This window comes from Pseudomonas sp. S3E12 (assembly GCF_001702295.1).
GTDB lineage: Bacteria > Pseudomonadota > Gammaproteobacteria > Pseudomonadales > Pseudomonadaceae > Aquipseudomonas > Aquipseudomonas marginalis.
In genome coordinates this window covers 137162-155916 of the sequence record NZ_MBDT01000022.1, presented here as the reverse complement: position 1 = coordinate 155916, position 18755 = coordinate 137162, and the positions used below count along the sequence as shown (strand labels likewise).

General features: G+C 62.9%; 18 protein-coding genes and 1 pseudogene. 7 read left to right on the top strand and 12 right to left on the bottom strand.

The features are described 5' to 3' along the window. Nucleotides 1–9 precede the first annotated feature (9 nt). From BB029_RS34310 to dsbD, 4 genes and pseudogenes are all read right to left on the bottom strand, one after another. Nucleotides 10–113 (bottom strand): annotated as a pseudogene (locus BB029_RS34310) (nucleoid-structuring protein H-NS); the annotation flags it as partial. A gap of 270 nt (nucleotides 114–383) precedes the next feature. Continuing rightward, nucleotides 384–1145 carry a thiol:disulfide interchange protein DsbG gene (dsbG, locus tag BB029_RS20120; RefSeq protein WP_065940531.1) on the bottom strand — a complete coding sequence of 254 codons (762 nt, stop codon included), beginning with the start codon at nucleotides 1143–1145 and terminating at the stop codon, nucleotides 384–386. Continuing rightward, complete coding sequence (locus tag BB029_RS20115; protein ID WP_065940530.1) at nucleotides 1121–1972, bottom strand: TlpA disulfide reductase family protein; 852 nt, start codon at nucleotides 1970–1972, stop codon at nucleotides 1121–1123. The genes dsbG and BB029_RS20115 overlap by 25 nt, the downstream gene beginning before the upstream one ends. Further along, complete coding sequence (gene dsbD, locus BB029_RS20110; protein ID WP_065940529.1) at nucleotides 1972–3699, bottom strand: protein-disulfide reductase DsbD; 1728 nt, start codon at nucleotides 3697–3699, stop codon at nucleotides 1972–1974. The genes BB029_RS20115 and dsbD overlap by 1 nt, the downstream gene beginning before the upstream one ends. A gap of 176 nt (nucleotides 3700–3875) precedes the next feature. Between dsbD and BB029_RS20105 the strand changes: the two genes are divergently transcribed. The 5 genes from BB029_RS20105 to BB029_RS20085 all read left to right on the top strand — a co-directional run bounded on the left by BB029_RS20105 (nucleotide 3876) and on the right by BB029_RS20085 (nucleotide 8613). Next, nucleotides 3876–4556 carry a response regulator gene (locus BB029_RS20105; protein WP_027603901.1) on the top strand — a complete coding sequence of 227 codons (681 nt, stop codon included), beginning with the start codon at nucleotides 3876–3878 and terminating at the stop codon, nucleotides 4554–4556. Continuing rightward, nucleotides 4553–5875: an ATP-binding protein gene (locus tag BB029_RS20100; protein ID WP_065940528.1), complete on the top strand. Its 1323-nt coding sequence runs from the start codon at nucleotides 4553–4555 to the stop codon at nucleotides 5873–5875. Before BB029_RS20105 ends, BB029_RS20100 begins: the two co-directional genes overlap by 4 nt. A 122-nt stretch (nucleotides 5876–5997) precedes the next feature. After that, complete coding sequence (locus tag BB029_RS20095) at nucleotides 5998–6765, top strand: N-acetylmuramoyl-L-alanine amidase (protein WP_065940527.1); 768 nt, start codon at nucleotides 5998–6000, stop codon at nucleotides 6763–6765. 149 nt (nucleotides 6766–6914) lie between these two features. Then, complete coding sequence (locus BB029_RS20090) at nucleotides 6915–8309, top strand: aspartate aminotransferase family protein (protein ID WP_065940526.1); 1395 nt, start codon at nucleotides 6915–6917, stop codon at nucleotides 8307–8309. An 82-nt stretch (nucleotides 8310–8391) separates the two neighbouring features. Next, nucleotides 8392–8613 (top strand): MbtH family protein, encoded by a 222-nt coding sequence (locus BB029_RS20085; RefSeq protein WP_017527671.1) that lies wholly within the window; start codon nucleotides 8392–8394, stop codon nucleotides 8611–8613. A gap of 174 nt (nucleotides 8614–8787) precedes the next feature. Here BB029_RS20085 and BB029_RS20080 read toward each other — a convergent pair whose 3' ends face one another. From BB029_RS20080 to minC, 7 genes are all read right to left on the bottom strand, one after another. Then, nucleotides 8788–10953 (bottom strand): mechanosensitive ion channel family protein, encoded by a 2166-nt coding sequence (locus BB029_RS20080; protein WP_027603906.1) that lies wholly within the window; start codon nucleotides 10951–10953, stop codon nucleotides 8788–8790. A gap of 52 nt (nucleotides 10954–11005) precedes the next feature. Further along, nucleotides 11006–11182 carry a hypothetical protein gene (locus BB029_RS33350; protein ID WP_010208820.1) on the bottom strand — a complete coding sequence of 59 codons (177 nt, stop codon included), beginning with the start codon at nucleotides 11180–11182 and terminating at the stop codon, nucleotides 11006–11008. Nucleotides 11183–11380: 198 nt separating this feature from the next. Further along, nucleotides 11381–12670, bottom strand: coding sequence for a M18 family aminopeptidase (locus tag BB029_RS20075; protein ID WP_027603907.1), 1290 nt, complete (start codon nucleotides 12668–12670; stop codon nucleotides 11381–11383). A gap of 116 nt (nucleotides 12671–12786) precedes the next feature. Next, nucleotides 12787–13422 (bottom strand): RluA family pseudouridine synthase, encoded by a 636-nt coding sequence (locus tag BB029_RS20070; protein ID WP_065940525.1) that lies wholly within the window; start codon nucleotides 13420–13422, stop codon nucleotides 12787–12789. Nucleotides 13423–13518: 96 nt separating this feature from the next. After that, nucleotides 13519–13773, bottom strand: coding sequence for a cell division topological specificity factor MinE (gene minE / locus BB029_RS20065; RefSeq protein WP_003175252.1), 255 nt, complete (start codon nucleotides 13771–13773; stop codon nucleotides 13519–13521). A gap of 3 nt (nucleotides 13774–13776) precedes the next feature. Further along, nucleotides 13777–14589, bottom strand: a complete 813-nt coding sequence (minD, locus tag BB029_RS20060) for a septum site-determining protein MinD (protein WP_003175251.1) — start codon at nucleotides 14587–14589, stop codon at nucleotides 13777–13779. Between the two features lie 201 nt (nucleotides 14590–14790). Continuing rightward, the gene (gene minC / locus BB029_RS20055) at nucleotides 14791–15528 is read right to left on the bottom strand and encodes a septum site-determining protein MinC (RefSeq protein ID WP_027603909.1); all 738 of its coding nucleotides are present in this window, start codon (nucleotides 15526–15528) and stop codon (nucleotides 14791–14793) included. 119 nt (nucleotides 15529–15647) lie between these two features. Between minC and BB029_RS20050 the strand changes: the two genes are divergently transcribed. Together BB029_RS20050 and BB029_RS20045 are read left to right on the top strand one after the other, a co-directional pair. After that, nucleotides 15648–16583 carry a lipid A biosynthesis lauroyl acyltransferase gene (locus tag BB029_RS20050; protein WP_065940524.1) on the top strand — a complete coding sequence of 312 codons (936 nt, stop codon included), beginning with the start codon at nucleotides 15648–15650 and terminating at the stop codon, nucleotides 16581–16583. Nucleotides 16584–16614: 31 nt separating this feature from the next. Then, nucleotides 16615–17757 (top strand): patatin-like phospholipase family protein, encoded by a 1143-nt coding sequence (locus BB029_RS20045; RefSeq protein ID WP_065940523.1) that lies wholly within the window; start codon nucleotides 16615–16617, stop codon nucleotides 17755–17757. 109 nt (nucleotides 17758–17866) lie between these two features. Here BB029_RS20045 and BB029_RS20040 read toward each other — a convergent pair whose 3' ends face one another. Further along, complete coding sequence (locus BB029_RS20040) at nucleotides 17867–18652, bottom strand: outer membrane protein OmpK (RefSeq protein WP_065940522.1); 786 nt, start codon at nucleotides 18650–18652, stop codon at nucleotides 17867–17869. Nucleotides 18653–18755: the final 103 nt, after the last annotated feature.

Here is an 18755-nt window from a genome sequence, read left to right as displayed (position 1 = left end):
CTGGCTCTGGCTCTGGCTTTTGATCTTGATCTCAGGCGCCCCGTTAACCACGCTGGCCGAGCGCAGGCTTGAATCCGTGGGTAACCCGGCAGGACGGCGGCCCACGGATTCAAGCCGGAGTGAGGGCATACCGAGCCTAGGCGAGGTACCGAGTGGTGGGGCAAGAGCCCTTTGGTTACTTTGGGGCTTTTCCAAAGTGACCCGCCGTAAGGGCGGAACCCATAGCCGCCGTTACCGCAGCAACGGATATGTACTCGGTCAAATCCAACGACATGGTCGGCCCAAAGGCCGCCACGGAAACAAGCTCCCTCACCACAAAGAGATTTTTCAGCCTGAAAGTTGTGTAGATACCCATGCCCCGATGGCGTCAGACCAGGCGCCGCTTACTTCGGCCCCATAATCTTCGCCAACTTCTCCGGCGACGGCGCCCCTTGCTGTTGCTGCAAGCCGCCCTTGTCATCCAGGTAGAAAATCGCCGGCGTCGCCGACAGTTCCAGCTCATCCATCAATTTCATATTGGCATCGAGCTTGGCTTCGATGTCCGCCGGGATCTTGGCCAGCGCCTGCAATTTGCTGCCTTTGCCGGCGGCTTCGTGCTCTTCCAGGGCCTTTTGCGGGTCCTTGGCGGCGAACAGGGCGGCCGACTTGGCGGCGCTGTCTTCGCGGATGATGCCGACCATGATGTGGCGCAACTGCACCTTGCCGGCTTTTACCCATGGCCGCGCCTGTTCCCAGAACATGTTGCAGTACGGGCAGTTGGGGTCGCTGAACAGGTAGACGATGCGCGGGGCGTTTTTGTCGCCGTCCTGGATCCAGCTGCTTTTTTCCATTTTGGCCCAGACTTCCTTGGCCATCGGCGCGTACACCAGTTTTTCCAGGGGCGCGCTGCTCAGGTCATTGCCCTGGGCGTCGTACAGGTTGCCGGCGATCACGCTCTTGCCGTCGGCGGTCAGGTACAGGGCCATGCCGCGGTTCTGGTACTGCGCGGCGTAGCCGGTGAGGCCGCTGGGGGCGTCGAACTTGCCGAGGATTTTGGCGCCTTTGGCTTCGATCTGTTTGATCGGTGCCGGCCAGTCTTCGGCCTGGGCCAGGGTGGCCGCCAGCGTCAGCGGCAGCAGGGTCAGCAGGTGGCGGAGGCGAGGCATGTCGGTTTCCTTGTGGCGGCAGGGGCGGTGTCGAAGGGTTCCATGGCACGGGCCAGGCTGGCCTGGGACAACTCGCCCAGGTGGCTGTTGATCAGGCGCCCGTCGGCTTGGTAGAACAGCGTGGTGGGCAAGGCCATGGAGCCCACGGCCTGGCCGAGGCGGCCGCTGGCGTCGAACAACACGTTGTCGAGGGTCAGGCCCTGGGTGGCGAGGAAGGTGCTGACGCTTTGCATGCTTTCGGCCTGGTTGACGAACAGGAAGGTCACGTCGGGGCGCATGCGCTGGGCGCTTTCCAGCACCGGCATTTCACGGCGGCACGGCGGGCACCAGGTGGCCCACAGGTTGATCACCAGCGGACCGCCCTGGTAATCGGCCAGTTGCACGACCTCGCCATTGGCGTTGCGCAAGGTGATGTCCGGCAGGCGTGTGCCTTTCTCATACACGCTCAAGGACAGGCTGGTCATGCCCCAGAACACCAGCCCGGTGATGACCCCGGCGCTCAGGGGCTTGCGCAGCGCCGGGCGACGCCAGCCATAGAGCAGTGCACCGAGGATCAGGGCGACGATACCGGGCCAGGCGAGAAAACCGCCGTCGCGCAGGTCGACCATCTGCAGCCAGTCGTTGCTGTAATAACTCCAGTACATCAGCACGAAGCTGACGCGGGCCGCCAGCATGCCCAGCAGGAACAGGCTGAACAGCACCGATTCCGGATTTTCACCGCCACGCTTGGCCACGCGCCAACCCACCAGGGTGGCGAGAATCAACGCGCTGATCAGCAGGATGTGATTCAGGGCGATGGCGAAGGTGCCGATGGTCAGGGTCAGCATCAGAGGGCGTCCCGGGCGTGAGTCCAGCGTTGCAGGAAAGCGGCGGCATCCACTTCGCCGGTGATGCGCTGGGCGCGGCGTTCCTCACCGTCAGGGCCGATCCACACGAAGCTGGGCGGCCCCGGCACCTGGTAACGGCCCAGCAGTGCGCGGCTGGCGGCATTGTCGGCGGTGACGTCGAGGCGCAGCAGGCGGACATCCTTCAATGCATCGAGCACTTCGGGTTTGCCGAACACCTGTTTTTCCATGATCTTGCACGACACGCACCAGTCGGCGTAGTAGTCCACCAGCACCCATTGGCCCTGGGCCTTGGCGCTGTCGAGTTGGCCTTGCAGCACAGCGGGGTCATTGATGGTCATGAAGGCTTCGTGGGCGCTGGGTGCGGCAGTGCTCCGCGAGCCGCTGTAGACCTTCAACGGTTGCCACAGGTCATCGCTGCCTCCCGCCGCACCCACCAGCAGCAGGCCGCCCCATAACCCCACGACCACGGCACCGGCGCCGAACAGCATGGCGACCCGCCCGAAATCCTGGGCCAGGCGCCAGCCGCAATAGGCCATGGACATGGCCAGCACGCCCCACAGGCCGAGCCACAGGCTTTCGTCGATCACCGGGCGAATCATCAGCACGGCGGTGGCCAGGAACAGGAAGCCGAAGATGCCCTTGAGCACATTCATCCAGGTGCCCGGCTTGGGCAGGAAACGGTTGCCCACGGTCACCAGCAACAGCAGCGGCACGCCAATGCCGATGCCCATGGCGAACAGGATCAGGCCGCCGTGCAGGGCATTGCCGCTCTGGGCGATATACAGCAATGCACCGGCCAGGGGCGCGGTCATGCACGGCCCCACCAGCAGGCCGGACAGCGCGCCGAGCACCCCGGCGCCGACCAGGCTGCCGCCGCTCTGGTTGCGGCTGACGTTATCCAGGCGATCGCGCAAGGCCACGGGCAGTTGCAGTTCGAAGAAACCGAACATCGGCAGGGCGAGGATCACGAACAAGGCGGCGAAGCTGCCGAGGATCCACGGGGTTTGCAACAGCGCCGCGAGGTTGGCGCCGAGCAGGGCGGCGAGTACGCCGAGCGCCGCGTACACCAGCGCCATGCACACCACGTAGCTGCCGGCCAGGGCAAAGCCGCGACGCGGGCTGGCGCCACTGCCCACCACCAGACCGGCGAGAATCGGCAGCATCGGCAACGAACACGGGGCAAACGCCAGCAGCAGGCCCAGGCCGAAGAACACCAGCAGGCTCCAGCCCAGGCTACGTTGTTGCAGGCCGCTGGCCAGGCTCTGGTCCTGGGCTTCGGCGGTGGCCGCAACGGCGGGGTTGCCGCCCAGGTCTACGCTGATCGACTGCGGCGGATAGCACAGCCCTGCGTCGGCGCAGCCCTGCCAGCCGAGCTTGACCTGGCCGGTGACACCGGCGGGGATCTTCACTTCCAGGCCCTGGCGATACACTTCCTGCTCGCCAAAGAACTCGTCGCTATGGGCTTCGCCTTGCGGCAGCACGGGCTTTTCGGCCAGGCCATCGAACTTCATGCGCTGCTTGTACAGGTAATAACCGTCGGCAATCTGCCAATACAGCTGGGTCTCGCCACTTTCAAGACGTTCGGAGGTAAAGGTGAAGGCCTTGCCCACCGGGAGGAAATCAGGTTTGGTCTCAAACGGATTGCCCGGCGCGGCCTGGGCGAACCCCGCGAATAACACCAGCAGAAAGGTAAACAGATGCCGCATGGTCAAGCCTTAGTTCGATGCAAGTGAGGCACACAATGTGTGGCGTTGATTAACCGATGATTAACCGGGCGCTATTCTAAAGTGTAGGGATTATCTGAGCTTGCATCTTTTCACGGCATAATCTGCGCTTAATCCGCTGCACTTTTAATCCCCCCATCTTTCATGAAGGGTTCAGCATGCACGTACTGGTCTGTGAAGACGATGAACTGATCGCCAGCGGCATCGTGGCCGGCCTCGGAGCCCAGGGCTTTACAGTCGAGCGCGTGGCCACGGCCGCCGCTGCGCGCGCGATGCTCAAGGCGGCGACCTTCGACATCATGGTGCTTGACCTCGGCCTGCCCGACGAAGACGGCCTCAAGCTGCTGCAACAGCTGCGCAGCCAGGGCCTGGAGATTCCGGTGCTGATCCTCACCGCGCGGGATTCGGTGACCAACCGCGTCGACGGCCTGCAAGCCGGTGCCGATGACTACCTGCTCAAACCCTTCGACCTGCGCGAATTGGCCGCACGCCTGCAAACCCTGCTGCGCCGTATGGCGGGGCGCAGCGTCAACCTGATCGAGCACGGCCGGCTGACCTACGACCCGAGCAGCCGCGAAACCCTGTTGGGCGGCCAGCCGGTGGACCTGTCCCGGCGTGAACAGGCGCTGTTGCAGGCCTTGCTGCACAACAAAGGTCGGGTTCTGTCCAGCGAGCAACTCAAGGACAGCGTCTACGGCTTCAACGATGAACTGGAAAGCAACGCCCTCAACGTGCATATCCATCACCTGCGGCGCAAGTTGGGCAATGGCATCGTCGAGACCGTGCGCGGCCTGGGTTATCGCCTCGGCCCGGCAGACGATGGCGAGAACGTTTCGTGAAAAGCCTGCGCCTGCGCCTGACGTTCAAGCTCGGCGCCGCGTTTGTACTGATCTGGGCCCTGGCGGCGGCCTGGATGCTCAACGACCTGCGCAATCAGATGATGTTCTCCCTCGACCAGCGTCTGGTGGCGTCGGCGCGCATGGTGGCGGGCCTGACCGAGCAGATGCCGGGCCTGGCCAGTGTCAGCGGCGGCGCGCATTTCAGCGCCGAGCAACTGAATGTGCCGGGGGGCATGGCCTGCCAGGTCAGCTCCTTGCGCGGGGAAATCCTCGCCCGCAGCCATACCACGCCGGATGAGGGCCTGGAGTCGCGCAAGAGCGGCTTTCGTGACCAGGTCATCGATGGCGTGGGCTGGCGCAGTTTTACCCTGTCCCGTGGCGACCTGTTGATCACCACCGCCGACCGCCAGGTGGAGCGCGAGGCGCTGAACCTGTCGATACTGCTCGCCGCCTCGGTGCCGGTGGGCGTGGCGATGCTCGGTTGCCTGTGCCTGTTGTGGCTGGGCATCGGCCAGAGCCTGCTGCCGCTCAACCGCATGCGTGACGCGCTGATGCGCCGCAGTGCCGATTCCCTCGAACCGTTGCAGATCCACCCGCTGCCCAGCGAACTCAAGCCGCTGCTCGACACCCAGAACCAACTGCTGCAACGCATCGCCAAGACCATCGAGCGCGAACGCCGCCTCACCGGCGACGCCGCCCACGAGCTGCGCAGCCCGCTGACGGCGATCAAGACCCACCTGCAAGTGGCGCGCATGACCGAGGGCGCGGCCCGCGACCAGTCCCTGGCCCATGCCGAGGAGGGCGCCGACCGCTTGCATCGCACCCTGGAGCAATTGCTGCTGTTGGCGCGGGTGGAAGGCAGCCTGTCATTCGACGATGGCGTGCAGTCCAGCGCCGAGGAAGTCGCACGGCTGGCGATCCAGGACGCGAATGCCGGCGATAATGGGCGTATCGACCTGAACCTGGCGGACAACCTCAGCGAAACCCCGGTGGACATGCCGGTGGGCCTGGCGGTCGCCGCCCTGCGCAACCTGTTGGACAATGCCCTGCGCCACACACCCGCAGACACACGGGTGGAGCTCAGTGTGTTTACCGCCGCCGACCACGTGATCTTCCGCGTGCGCGACCACGGCAAGCAGATCTCCCCCGAAGACCTGCAATACCTCACCCAACGCTTCTGGCGCAACGGCAACAGCGAGGGCTGTGGCCTGGGCCTGGCGATCGTGCAGGCGATCGTGCAGCGCTGTGCCTGCTCATTGACGTTCGACAGCCAGGCGGATGGCCTGCGCGTCGATCTGGGCATGCCGTTACGACGCTGACCTCCTTTTCGACGTGCCAAATAGTTACCGCCCGCTTGAAGTGCAACCCTTCAGGATGGCGGTAATTTTTTTGCGCTTGAACGGGCCGAAAGACTCGGCCTGTATTGAAAAGGACGGTTCTTATGTTGGTCATCGATACCAGTTTCCCCGCCAGGGATTTCAACGAGCGTCACGGCGAACCCGTGCGGCAGGTGATCCTGCATTACACCGCGGCGCCGTTCGCCTCCTCCTTGCGAACTCTGACCCGGAACGGGGTCAGCGCGCATTACCTGCTGCCGGATCCCCATGAGCCCGGCTACCGCGCCGCCGGGTATGACGAGTTACGCGTGTTTCGCCTGGTGCACGAAAACCAGCGCGCCTGGCATGCCGGGGCGAGCCACTGGGGTGGGCGCGATAACCTCAACAGTCGGGCGATCGGCATCGAAATCGTCAACCTGGCTCGGGATGACGGTGGCGTCTTCACCTTTCCCGCGTATGGCCAGGAGCAGGTGGCGGTGTTGATTGCATTGCTTCGCGACATCCTTGGGCGTTACCCGCAGATCGGACCGGCCGACATCCTCGGGCACTCGGACGTGGCGTACTGGCGCAAGAGCGATCCGGGGCCGCGCCTGCCCTGGCGCGGTTTGTTCGAGGCGGGAGTCGGGGCATGGTTCGACGAGTCGACGCGGGCCATGTACCAGCGCCGATTTTGTGTCGGGCTGCCGCCTGAAGTGGAGGTGGAGCGGGCATTTCAGCGCTATGGCTATAAGCCGGCGCAGAATCGCCAGGCGTTCGAGCAGCGCACCCGGGCGTTTCAGATGCACTTTCGGGCGCGGGATTATTGTGGTGTGTTGGATGCCGAGACCTGCGCGATCCTGTATGCCTTGAATGAAAAGTACCGCGGACTTTGATCTCATCCATCAGTCAACCATCACTGCCCCCTAAATCCTTTTCTCGCTGGTGCGTTTCCAGAACAGGAAATCCGTGCGCATGCCCTTGGGCCAGACGCCAACGGATCGGCAGTTTGGTCACCATCATCCGCGTATTGAGGGATCGAGAGATGTCAGTCGCTACCAGCCGTATCGAAGATACCCAGGTGCATGAAACGCTTTATCAGTTCGACGAAAGCCCGCTGCTGGCCCGCCAGCGTCAGCAGGAATCCAACGCCCGCAGTTACCCGCGGCGCATCCCCCTGGCGCTCAAACGCGCCAAGGGGATCTACGTGGAAGACGTGGAGGGTCGCAGTTTCATCGATTGCCTGGCCGGCGCCGGTACCCTGGCGTTGGGGCACAACCACCCGGTGGTGATCCAGGCCATCCAGCAAGTGCTGAGCGACGAACTGCCGTTGCACACCCTGGACCTGACCACGCCGGTCAAGGACCAGTTCGTGCAGGACCTGTTCGGCCTGCTGCCGGCGGAGCTGGCGCGGGAAGCCAAGATCCAGTTCTGCGGCCCCACCGGTACCGATGCCGTGGAAGCGGCGTTGAAATTGGTACGCACTGCCACGGGGCGCAGCACGGTGCTGTCGTTCCAGGGCGGTTATCACGGCATGAGCCAGGGCGCGTTGAGCCTGATGGGCAGCCTGGGGCCGAAAAAACCCTTGGGTGCCTTGCTCGGCAATGGCGTGCAGTTTTTGCCATTCCCTTACGACTACCGTTGCCCGTTCGGTCTTGGCGGCGCAGAAGGCGTGCGGGTCAACCTGCATTACCTGGAAAACCTGCTCAACGACCCGGAAGCCGGGGTGTTGCTGCCGGCGGCGGTGATTGTCGAAGTGGTGCAGGGCGAGGGCGGGGTGATCCCGGCCGATCTCGACTGGCTGCGCGGCCTACGGCGCATCACCGCGCAGGCGGGTGTGGCGTTGATCGTCGATGAAATCCAGAGCGGGTTCGGCCGTACCGGCAAGATGTTTGCCTTTGAACACGCCGGCATCATTCCGGATGTGGTGGTGATGTCCAAGGCCATCGGCGGCAGCCTGCCGTTGGCGGTGGTGGTGTATCGCGACTGGCTAGACACCTGGCTGCCGGGCGCCCATGCCGGGACATTCCGTGGCAATCAGATGGCCATGGCGGCCGGTTCGGCGGTGATGCGCTACCTCAAGGAGCACGACCTGGCCGGCCATGCGACCGCCATGGGCGAGCGCCTCGGCGAACACCTGCGCATCCTGCAGCGTGACTACCCGCACCTGGGGGATATTCGCGGACGCGGGCTGATGCTCGGCGTGGAACTGGTGGACCCGGACGGCACCCTGGATATCCAGGGCCACCCGCCGGTGCATCGCCAGCTGGCTCCGCTGGTACAGCGCGAATGCCTCAAGCGCGGCCTGATCCTCGAGCTGGGCGGCCGGCATGGCAGCGTAGTGCGCTTCCTGCCGCCCCTGGTGATAACCGCCGCCGAGATCGACCGCGTGGCTGAGATCTTCGGGCGCGCCCTGGCGGCAGCCGTCGCCAGCCTCTAATTTTTTGGCGTGTTGGTACGTTTCTACAGATATCAGCGCTGCGCGTGGTGCGCAGCCAGCCTTTGAGCGATGGAGAACAGCAATGACCTCAGTATTTGACCGCGACGACATCCTGTTTCAGGTAGTGGTCAACCATGAAGAACAGTATTCCATCTGGCCCGACTACAAGGCCGTGCCGGAAGGCTGGCGCACCGTGGGCAAGAGCGGCCTGAAGAAAGAGTGCCTGGCCTACATCGAAGAAACCTGGACCGATATGCGTCCGTTGAGCCTGCGCCAGAAGATGGACGGCGCAGCACTGGCCTGACGCAAAACCTGCAGTAGGCCGGCCTGTCGTGGTGGGCGGGCTTTTTGTGGCAAGCGGGCTTGTTGTGGTTGAGCGGGCTTGTTGTGGTGAGCGGGGCAAGCCCGCTCACCACAAAAAGCTCACCACAATAAGCTCACCACAAACCACAACAAGCTCATCACATTCGCCATGACCTTACGCGTTCTTGTCCTTCTCCAACCCCCCCGCAGCCCCCGTAACCACCTGCACACTCAAGCGCGGCGTGGCCAGGTCCAGACCGGCTTCATCCAGATGCCGCTTCAGCGACAGGTTGAACGCCCGCGACACTTCCCACTGCTTGATCGGCGCCGTCTTGAAGCGCGCGCGCAGGATCGCACTGCCTGACTCGAAGCTTTCCACCCCCTGGATCTCCAACGGCGACCAGATATTGCGGCGTTGCAGCGGATCGTTGCGCATTTTCTGGCCGACATCGCGCATCAGCTTGATCGCATCGTCGATTTCCATGTTGTAGGGGATCGCCACCCGGAAGATCGCGTAGCCGAACTCCCGCGAGTAGTTCTTGATGCTCTTGATCTCGCTGAACGGGATGGTGTGCACGATGCCGTCAATGTCGCGCAGGCGTACGGTACGGATGGTCAGGCCTTCGACGGTGCCGAGGTGGCCGCCGACGTCCACGTAGTCATCGATGGCCAGGGAGTCTTCGATGATGATGAACAGGCCGGTGATCAAGTCGGCCACCAGTGACTGCGCACCAAAACCGATGGCCAGGCCGATCACACCGGCACCGGCCAGCAGTGGCGTGACGTTCATGCCCATGTTCGCCAGGGCGACGATGGCGGCGATGATGAAGATGGTCACGAACAGCACGTTGCGGATCAGCGGCATCATGGTCTGCGCGCGGGCATTGGCCAGGCCTTTGCGCGAGCGGGTGAGGGCGTGATGGATCGCGGTGTCGCTGAGGATCCAGATCAACCAGGCAAATAGCAGCGTGCCGCCCAGGCCGAACAGCTTGACGCTGATTTCATGGCCGTCGCCTTCGGTAAAGCGGATCAGCGACAGGCCCCAGACCCGCAGCCCCAGTTCGATAAACACCAGCCACACCACCAGGTGGGCGAGGGTGTAGACGAAGCTTTTCAGGCGTTCGGAGTACAGCGCATGGCGCTTGTGCCCCCGCTGCGGCTTGAGTGCGTGGCGCCGCACCAGGCCGTTGATCACCATGCACAACACCAGCAACACCGTGCACAACAGCGACTGGCGCAGGGCGGTGCTGGTGTCGCCGGCGGAGACGAACGTGGCGAACAGCGAGATACCCACCAACAACAAGGCTGGGATGTACCAGAAGGTGCCGACGATCTCGATGGTGTCGCTGAGGGCGCGGCGGGTCAGGCGGCGCGACAGCGGCTGGTTGCGGATCAGGTGGGCGATCGGCCGCCGGAAACGCAGGATAAACACGCCGGTGGACAGCGCGGCCATCACATTGGCGACCGTGGCCGCCGTATGGGCCAGGTGCTGGCCGAGCGCAGCCACCAGTCGCGGGTCGCTCAAGGCTTCACCGAAGGCGGCAAAGCTGCCGATCCACCACAACGGGCGGAACGCCTGGTGGCGCAGGATATACAGCGCGCGGTGGCGGTGCGGGCCGTCGAGCAGGGAGAAGGCAATCACACAGATCGCCGAGAAGCAGGTGCCGACCACCAGCGCATAAGCCAGTACCATCGCCAGGGATTTGCCCAGGGACGAGGGCAGGGCGTAGCTCAGGTACACGGTGATCACCAGTGCGATCAGCCAGGGCCCCAGCTTGCGCAGGGCGAAGCGCAGCATGTCCCAGGTACGCGGGTGTTGCGGCAACTCCTCGGGCAGACCGAAGCGCTCGCGTACCCGGTGGCTCAGCCAGATCAACGCGGCTGCCAGCAGGCTCCATACCGCGAGAATCACTGCAAAGCCGAAAATGATCGGCAGCCATTCGCTGGCCGGCAGCATCAGGGCACTGAGTTCATCCTTGGCCAGGTCGATTTCATTCGACCAGCGCCCCAGCGGGCTGTCGGCGCCGGAGAACTGCTGCTCCAGGCCTGACAGCGTACTGCCGATCAGCCCGAGCACGCCTTGCTCGGCGGCGGGCTGGGCCTTCTGGGTAGCGGCGCGCAGCTTCTTCAAGTCGCTCAGCAACTGGGTGCGTTGCTGGTCGTTTTCCAGGGTCTTGATCACCTCGTCCAGCGACTGCCCCAACGGCACTTCGGCCTGGGGTTGGGCCTTGGTGGTGCCGAGCAGCCCGGGCAGGCCCACCGCTTGGGCGGACGAGAGCGGCAGCAGCGTGAGCAGGGCGATCAGGAAACAGCAGGGCAGGGCAAACAGACGGGAAAGCACGAGGCGGTCAACCTTGGAAACGACGGGTTGAGCGAGTGTACGAGTGCAAGCGTCATTCGGCCAGTTTGGCGAGGATCTTGTACACCACGGTGCCCAGGATCAGCAGCATGCCGATCCACATGCCGAACACGCCGAGGGGCTTGTCGCGGAAGTTGAAGCCGACGGCGAGCATGATCATGCCGATCAGGATAGGGATAAGCATGGCGTGGAAGGAGGACATGGAGATCATGGGGCGACGGCCTTGTCGGAGTGGGAATACTGACAAGTCTAGGTCGGATTGCAGAAGGTGGCGTTGATATGTGTCAGGTTGGATTTCCTGTAGGAGCTGGCTTGCCAGCGAAAAAATCCTGGACGCCGCGTTCATCCAGGATGCTCGCGTCATCGTGAGCGATTTTCGCCGGCAAGCCAGCTCCTACAGGAGGGTTGATCAGGGCAGGTCGTGGCTGGCGTAGAACGCGCCCAACACCTTCACCAGATGCGCCAGGTCATGGCTGCCGCACAGTTCACGAATGGAGTGCATGGCAAACGTCGGCAAACCTATATCCACCGTACGCACACCCAGGTGGCTGGCGGTGATCGGGCCGATGGTCGAGCCGCAGCCCATGTCGCTGCGCACCACGAAGCTCTGCACCGGCACTTCCTGGGCCATGCACAGGTGACGGAAGAACCCGGCGGTTTCGCTGTTGGTGGCGTAGCGCTGGTTGCTGTTGACCTTGATCACCGGGCCGGCATTGAGCTTGGGGCCGTGGTTGGCGTCGTGCTTGTCGGCGTAGTTCGGGTGTACGCCGTGGGCATTGTCGGCCGACACCAGCAGGGATTTCTGAATGGTGCGTACGAATTCATCACCTTCAGGCAACAGGCGACGCAGGGTCTGTTCCAGCATCGGGCCGTCGGCACCGCAGGCCGAGCAGGAACCGACTTCCTCGTGGTCGTTGCACACCAGCACGCAGGTTTCGTCGCTCTCGCTGGTGAGCAAGGCTTGCAGGCCGGCGTAGCACGACAGCAGGTTGTCGAGGCGTGCGCCGGCGATGAAGTCGCCGTTGAGGCCGATGACGGCGGCGCTCTGGGTGTCATAGAAGCTCAACTCGTAGTCGAGCACCACATCGGCGTTCAGCCCATGCTCCCGTGCCAACTGCTCGGTGAGCACGGCACGGAAGTCCACGCGTTCATCACCGGCAAATTGCGCGAGGATCGGCGGCAATTCGGTCTGGGCATTGATCGCCCAGCCCTGGTTGGCTTCACGGTTCAGGTGAATGGCCAGGTTGGGGATGATGGCGATGGGCAGCTTGAAGTCGATCAGCTGGCTTTCGACCTTGCCGTCGCGACGGAAGGTGACGCGGCCGGCCAGGGACAGGTCGCGGTCGAACCACGGCGCCAGCAGCGCGCCGCCGTAGACTTCCACGCCGAGTTGCCAGAAGCCCTGGCGTTGCAGCTCAGGCTGGGGCTTGACCCGCAGGCACGGGCTGTCGGTATGGGCGCCGACCAGGCGAATCCCGCCTTGCAACGGCGAATGGCGGCCGAGCTTGAAGGCGATGATCGAGGAATCGTTGCGGGTCACGTAGTAGCGACCGTTGGCTTCGGTGGCCCAGGTCTCGCGCTCGTCGAGGCGCTGGAAACCGGCCGCTTCCAGGCGCTGGGCCAGGGCGGCGGTGGCATGAAAAGGAGTAGGGGAGGCCTTGAGGAAGTCGATCAGGCCTTGATTCAACGCTTCGCGCATAAATAGCTCCAGACAGCAATGCGCGGAGTTTACCGTTCGAGGGCGAGAAGTGCACAGAACAAATGTGGGAGGAGGCAAGTCGCACCGCCCCTCCCACATGCACTGTATTTACAGCTTTAGAAGGGCGCCGGGCACTCAAAGCGCAAGCGCTCACCGCTTTGCGGGTGAGTGAAGCTCAGCATGCTCGCGTGCAGGCACAGGCGCGGCCAGGCAGCCAGGGCCTGTTCATGGGCATACAGGCCGTCACCGAGCAACGGATGCCCGATGGACAGCATATGCACGCGTAACTGGTGCGAGCGTCCGGTAATCGGCGTCAGCTCGACCCGGCACCAGTCGCCACAGCGTTCCAGCACTTTCCAGAACGTCAGCGCGTGCTTGCCGAACTCGTGGTCCACCACATGGCGCGGTTTGGTCGGTGGGTCGTAGCGCAGGGGCAGGTCGATGCTGCCGCTGTCCAGTGCCGGTTGGCCCCAGGCCAGCGCGGTGTAGGCCTTTTCGGTTTCGCGGTCGTGAAACTGGCGGGACAGTTCGCGATGGGTATCGGCATCCCGGGCCAGCAGGATGATCCCCGAGGTTTCCCAGTCCAGTCGATGGACGATGCGGGCTTCGGGGTAGCCGTTTTCCTGCAGGCGGGTGATCAGGCAGTCCTTGTTGTCATCGGCGCGGCCGGGCACCGAGAGCAACAGGGTCGGCTTGTTCACCACCAGGACAGCGTCGTCCTGATGCAGGATATGAATAGTGGACAGCGGCATTAAACAGCCTCGCAACAAACGCCAACGGCGGCTCGACCACCCGGTTCCCGCGAAGGGATCAAGGTGACCGAGCCGCCGTGGCGGCCGCCTGTTCGATCAACGATCAGGCAGGGTGATATTGAGTTCCAGAATCGAGCAGCTGCCGTCATTTTCCAGGGCGACATGCACGTCATCGTTGCCGATATTGACGTACTTGCGGATCACCTCCACCAGTTCCTTCTGCAAGGCGGGCAGGTAATCCGGGGTGCTGCGTTGGCCGCGTTCGTGCGCCACGATGATCTGTAGACGCTCTTTCGCGACCGACGCGGTGCTTGGCTTTTTGTTGGCGCGAAAGAAGTCGAGAAATTTCATTGTTTAGTTGCCTCCAAAGATACGCTCGAAGAATCCCTTCTTCTTAACATCGAGGAAGCGATGTTCCACGGTCTTGCCCAGCAAGCGATCAACCGCATCGCTGTACGCCTGGCCGGCGTCGCTCTGGTCGTCGAGAATCACCGGGACGCCCTGGTTGGACGCTTTCAGCACGGCCTGGGATTCCGGGATCACACCCAGCAGGGTCACGGCGAGGATTTCCTTGACGTCTTCAACACCGAGCATTTCGCCGTTGCTGACGCGCTCAGGGTTGTAGCGGGTGAGCAGCAGGTGTTCCTTGATCGGGTCCTGGCCTTCCTCGGCGCGCTTGGACTTGCTGGCCAACAGGCCGAGCATGCGGTCCGAGTCACGTACCGAAGACACTTCCGGGTTGGTCACCACGATGGCTTCATCGGCGAAGTACATCGCCAGGTGAGCACCGGTTTCGATACCGGCCGGGGAGTCGCAGACCACGTACTCGAAGGTTTCCTTCAGTTCAGCGAGAACCTTGCCTACGCCTTCCTTGGTCAGCGCATCTTTGTCGCGGGTCTGGCTGGCGGCCAGTACGTACAGGTTCTCAAGGCGCTTGTCCTTGATCAGGGCCTGTTGCAGGTTGGCTTCGCCGTTCACCACGTTGACGAAGTCGTACACCACGCGGCGTTCGCAGCCCATGATCAGGTCGAGGTTACGCAAGCCGACGTCGAAGTCGACGATGACTGTCTTGTGGCCGCGCAGAGCGAGGCCGGTACCGATAGCGGCGCTGGTGGTGGTCTTACCCACACCACCCTTGCCGGATGTAACCACGAGAATCTTGGCCAAGGTGTTTCACCCCTAAGGAAAAAGGACTTTTCAGCCCCTGAAAAACATCTCTTGGAACTCGCCGCAGGCGGACAGCCTTTGTAGGAAAAAAGACGGGTTTTCGCAGGAAAAACGCCAACCTTCAAATGTTCCTACGCAAGTAATGCCAGTTTCGCTGTGCTATCAGAGTCTAGAGATGCTTGGAAAATGCGGCAGTATCCGTTAAAGACGGATGATGTTCAACACATCGCCCGACAGGCTGACCTGCACCGCGGCTCCCCACAGCGGATCGCGGCGCAAATCTTCCGAAACCTTGTACTGGCCCGCGATGGACACCAGCTCAGCGGTCAGTTGCTGGCAAAAAATGCGCGCCTTGGTATCCCCCTTGATGCCGGCGAGGGCACGTCCGCGCATCGGGCCGTATACATGGATATTGCCATCGGCGAGAAGTTCCGCGCCGGGACTGACCGACGAGATCACCACCAGGTCGCCGCCCTGGGCGTAAATCTGCTGTCCGCCGCGTACGGGCGTGGTGATTATCTTTGTAGGCTTGATCGTCGGTTCCGCTGGTTTTTCCGGTTTTTTCTGCACTTCGCCGACCAAAGGTTCCAGTGGACGCTCACGCGCGCCGGAGGGTGGCAGTACTGGCAGTTCAATGGCGATGGCGGCGGCAATGTCTTCGATGCGGCTGGCACGAATCGCCAGGGTTCGCAGGCCGTGGGAGCGGCACACGCGCATCAGGCCGGGCAGGTCGATGCTGCCCTGGCCGGCCGGCAGTTTGTCCAGGGCCAGTACCAGCGGGGCGTTGTTAAAGAAGTTCGGCGCCAGGGCAACCTTGGCGGCGAGCTGGCGGTCCAGGGCGTCGAGGTCGTTGCGGGCCAGTTCCAGCACGGTGATGGCGAGCATGCTGCCTTTCAGCTGGAACACGGGATCTTGGTCTAGCGGTTCGGTTTGGCTCATGGTCGGCAAAAAGCGGCTTGTCACGAAAAGTGTCGAGACTTATAACGAGAACACTCACTGGCCGCAAGCCGAGTCGAACCGTTGTAGAATGCGCGGCCCTGTCTTTCCCGGAATCTGTAATGGATCGCCCGCGTTTTCGAGCTGTATTTTTTCACCCGCGCTTTTGGCTGTTATGGCTGGGACTCGGCCTACTGTGGCTGGTGACCCAACTGCCGTACCGTGCGCTGCTGACCATTGGTCGCCTGCTGGGTGCAGGCATGTACCGTGTGGCCGGCGAACGTCGCCGCATCGCCGCCCGCAACCTGGAACTGTGCTTCCCGGAAAAATCCGCCGCAGAGCGCAAGAAGCTGCTCAAGGAAAACTTCGCCTCCACCGGCATCGCCTTCTTCGAAATGGCCATGAGCTGGTGGTGGTCGCGCCAGCGCCTGGCGCGCCTGGCCCATGTCGAAGGCCTGGAACACCTCAAGCAGGCCCAACTGGATGGCAAGGGCGTGATCCTCATGGCCCTGCACTTCACCACCCTGGAAATCGGCGCGGCCCTGCTGGGGCAGAAGCACACCATCGACGGCATGTACCGCGAGCACGGCAACCCGCTGTTCGACTATATCCAGCGCCGTGGCCGCGAGCGGCATAACCTCGACTCCCTGGCGGTCGAGCGCGAAGACGTGCGCGGCATGCTCAAGCTGCTGCGTGCCGGCCGCGCCATCTGGTATGCACCGGACCAGGACTACGGCGCCAAGCAAAGTATCTTCGTGCCGCTGTTCGGCATCCAGGCCGCCACCGTGCCTGCCACCAGCAAGTTCGCCAAGCTGGGCAAGGCGCTGGTGGTGCCGTTCACCCAGCAGCGCCTGGCGGACGGCAGCGGTTACCGCCTGGTGATCCACCCGCCGTTGACCGACTTCCCCGGCGAAAGCGATGAAGTCGACTGCCTGCGCATCAACCAGTGGGTCGAAGCCTCGGTGCGTGAATGTCCCGAGCAATACCTGTGGACCCACCGCCGCTTCAAGAGCCGGCCACCGGGCGAACCCAAGCTGTACGAAAAACGCCGTCGCTAAGACCGACTTTCCCCACACATGGAGTGATGCAATGCGCGCAGCTGAACCGGTTACAGGCTTGATTCTTTCCGGCGGCGGGGCGCGAGCGGCGTATCAGGTGGGGGTATTGGCGGCGATTGCCGAGCTGTTGCCGCCGGGGGCGCCCAACCCTTTTCCGGTGATCGTCGGCACGTCGGCCGGTGCGATCAATGCGGTGAGCCTGGCCAGCGGTGCGATGGATTTCACGGCGGCCATCCAGCGCCTGACCGCGTTCTGGCAGGGATTTCGCAGCCACCTGGTATTGCGCAGCGATTGGCCGGGGGTGGTGCGCCAGGCGAGTCGCTTCTTTACCCACAGCTTGCTGGGGCTGGGCCGGCAGTTGCCGGTGGCGCTGCTCAACAGCTCGCCGCTGCGGGACTTGTTGCAGGACAAACTGCATTTGGCAGGTATCAACGAGGCCATCCGCCAACAGCACCTGCATGCGGTCGCCGTCACGGCCTTCGGCTATGAATCCGGGCAGGCGGTGACTTTCTATCAGGGCGGCGGCACCATCGACGCCTGGTTGCGCCATCGGCGTATCGGAGTGCCGACGCAACTGACCGTTGAACACCTGCTGGCCAGTTCGGCGATCCCCTTGCTGTTTGCCCCGGTGAAGCTCGACCAGGAATACTTCGGCGACGGCGCGGTGCGCCAGTCGGCGCCCATCAGCCCGGCGCTGCACCTGGGGGCGACCCGGGTGCTGGTGGTGGGTGTCAGCGGTAACCCGCGGGGCAATGAACCGATGGCGCAACGCACCTATACCGGCCAGGAGCCGACGTTGGCCCAGATCGGTGGGCATATGCTCAACAGCACGTTCATTGACAGCCTGGAAAGCGATATCGAACTGCTGGAGCGTCTGAACCAGTTCAGCCATCACCAGCCAGCCGACAGCGCGGCCCGTGGCCTGGCGCCGGTGGAAGTGCTGGTGATTGCGCCAAGCCAGCCGATCGACGAAATCGCCGCAAGGCATCGGCAGGAATTGCCGGCGGCATTGCGTCTGTTCCTGCGTGGGCCGGGGGCGACCAAGACGAGCGGGGCGGGGGTGCTGAGTTACTTGCTGTTCGAGGCGGGGTATTGCAGCGAGTTGATTGAGTTGGGCAGGAAGGATGCGCTGGCCAAGCGTGAAGAGATCATGCGGTTCCTGCGCTTGGCATGAACCCTTGTAGGAGCGAGCTTGCTCGCGAAGAACCCATAGGCACCGCTTTTGTTCTGAATAAACGCGGTGATCTCTGGTTTTTCGCGAGCAAGCTCGCTCCTACAGGGGGTCAGAAGTGATACTTGACCAGGAAGCTCGCCGTGTCCTGGGTCGTCTTGAACGCGCCGGAATCCTCGATCCCGTACTTGTTCTTCCAGTAGTCGTATTCAAAGCCCACGTACAACTGCTTGTCGCCCCAATGCAGCGCCTTGCCCAAGTCGTATTTGACCTGCGGGTTGAAGTGCAGGTTGGCGTGGTAAGTGCCACGGGCGTTCTTGTCGTTGTCCACCACCCAATCCATAAAGCCGTCGATCAGGATATTCGAGTTGCCCACCGGCAGGGTGTACGACCATACCGGGGTGATCTGCCATACACCGTCGCCTGGGCGATTGCCTTCGGTCTGGCGCTGGTAGAAGTTCAGCTGGAAGTAGTCGAAGCCCGGGATGTTCAGGTCGAAGCCAGGGCCGAGCAGGTACGACTCGTTGTCGCCTTCGCCGAACTCATACGTGAAGGCCAGCAACACATCCTTGATCGGTCCGAAGGACAGGTCCTTGTCGAGAATCTTGCCGAACGACAACCGTGGGCTGAACTCGCCGTAATACGTATTCGGGCCGACATTGCCGTCTTCCTTGCCGTTGTAAAAGATGCGGTCGAGGAAGAAGAAGTTGTCGCCGTACTTCCAGGCGTCGGCATGTTCGAACGTGACGGTTTGCTGGATCTGTGGGTTGACGGTAAAGCTCTTGCCCCACAGATACGTCAGGCTGTTGTTCTGCCACTGCAACAAGTCACCGGCCACGGCCTGGCCGCCGGCCAGCAGGGATCCCGCCAGCATCAGGCCTTTGAACATAGGTTTCATTCGGTTGCTCCCGAGTTAAAGTTTTATGGTTTTTCTTCTACACAAGCGCTCTGGTGCGGCGCCTTTAGTGGTTACAAAAGTGGTCTGAATGGTCAGCTTTATT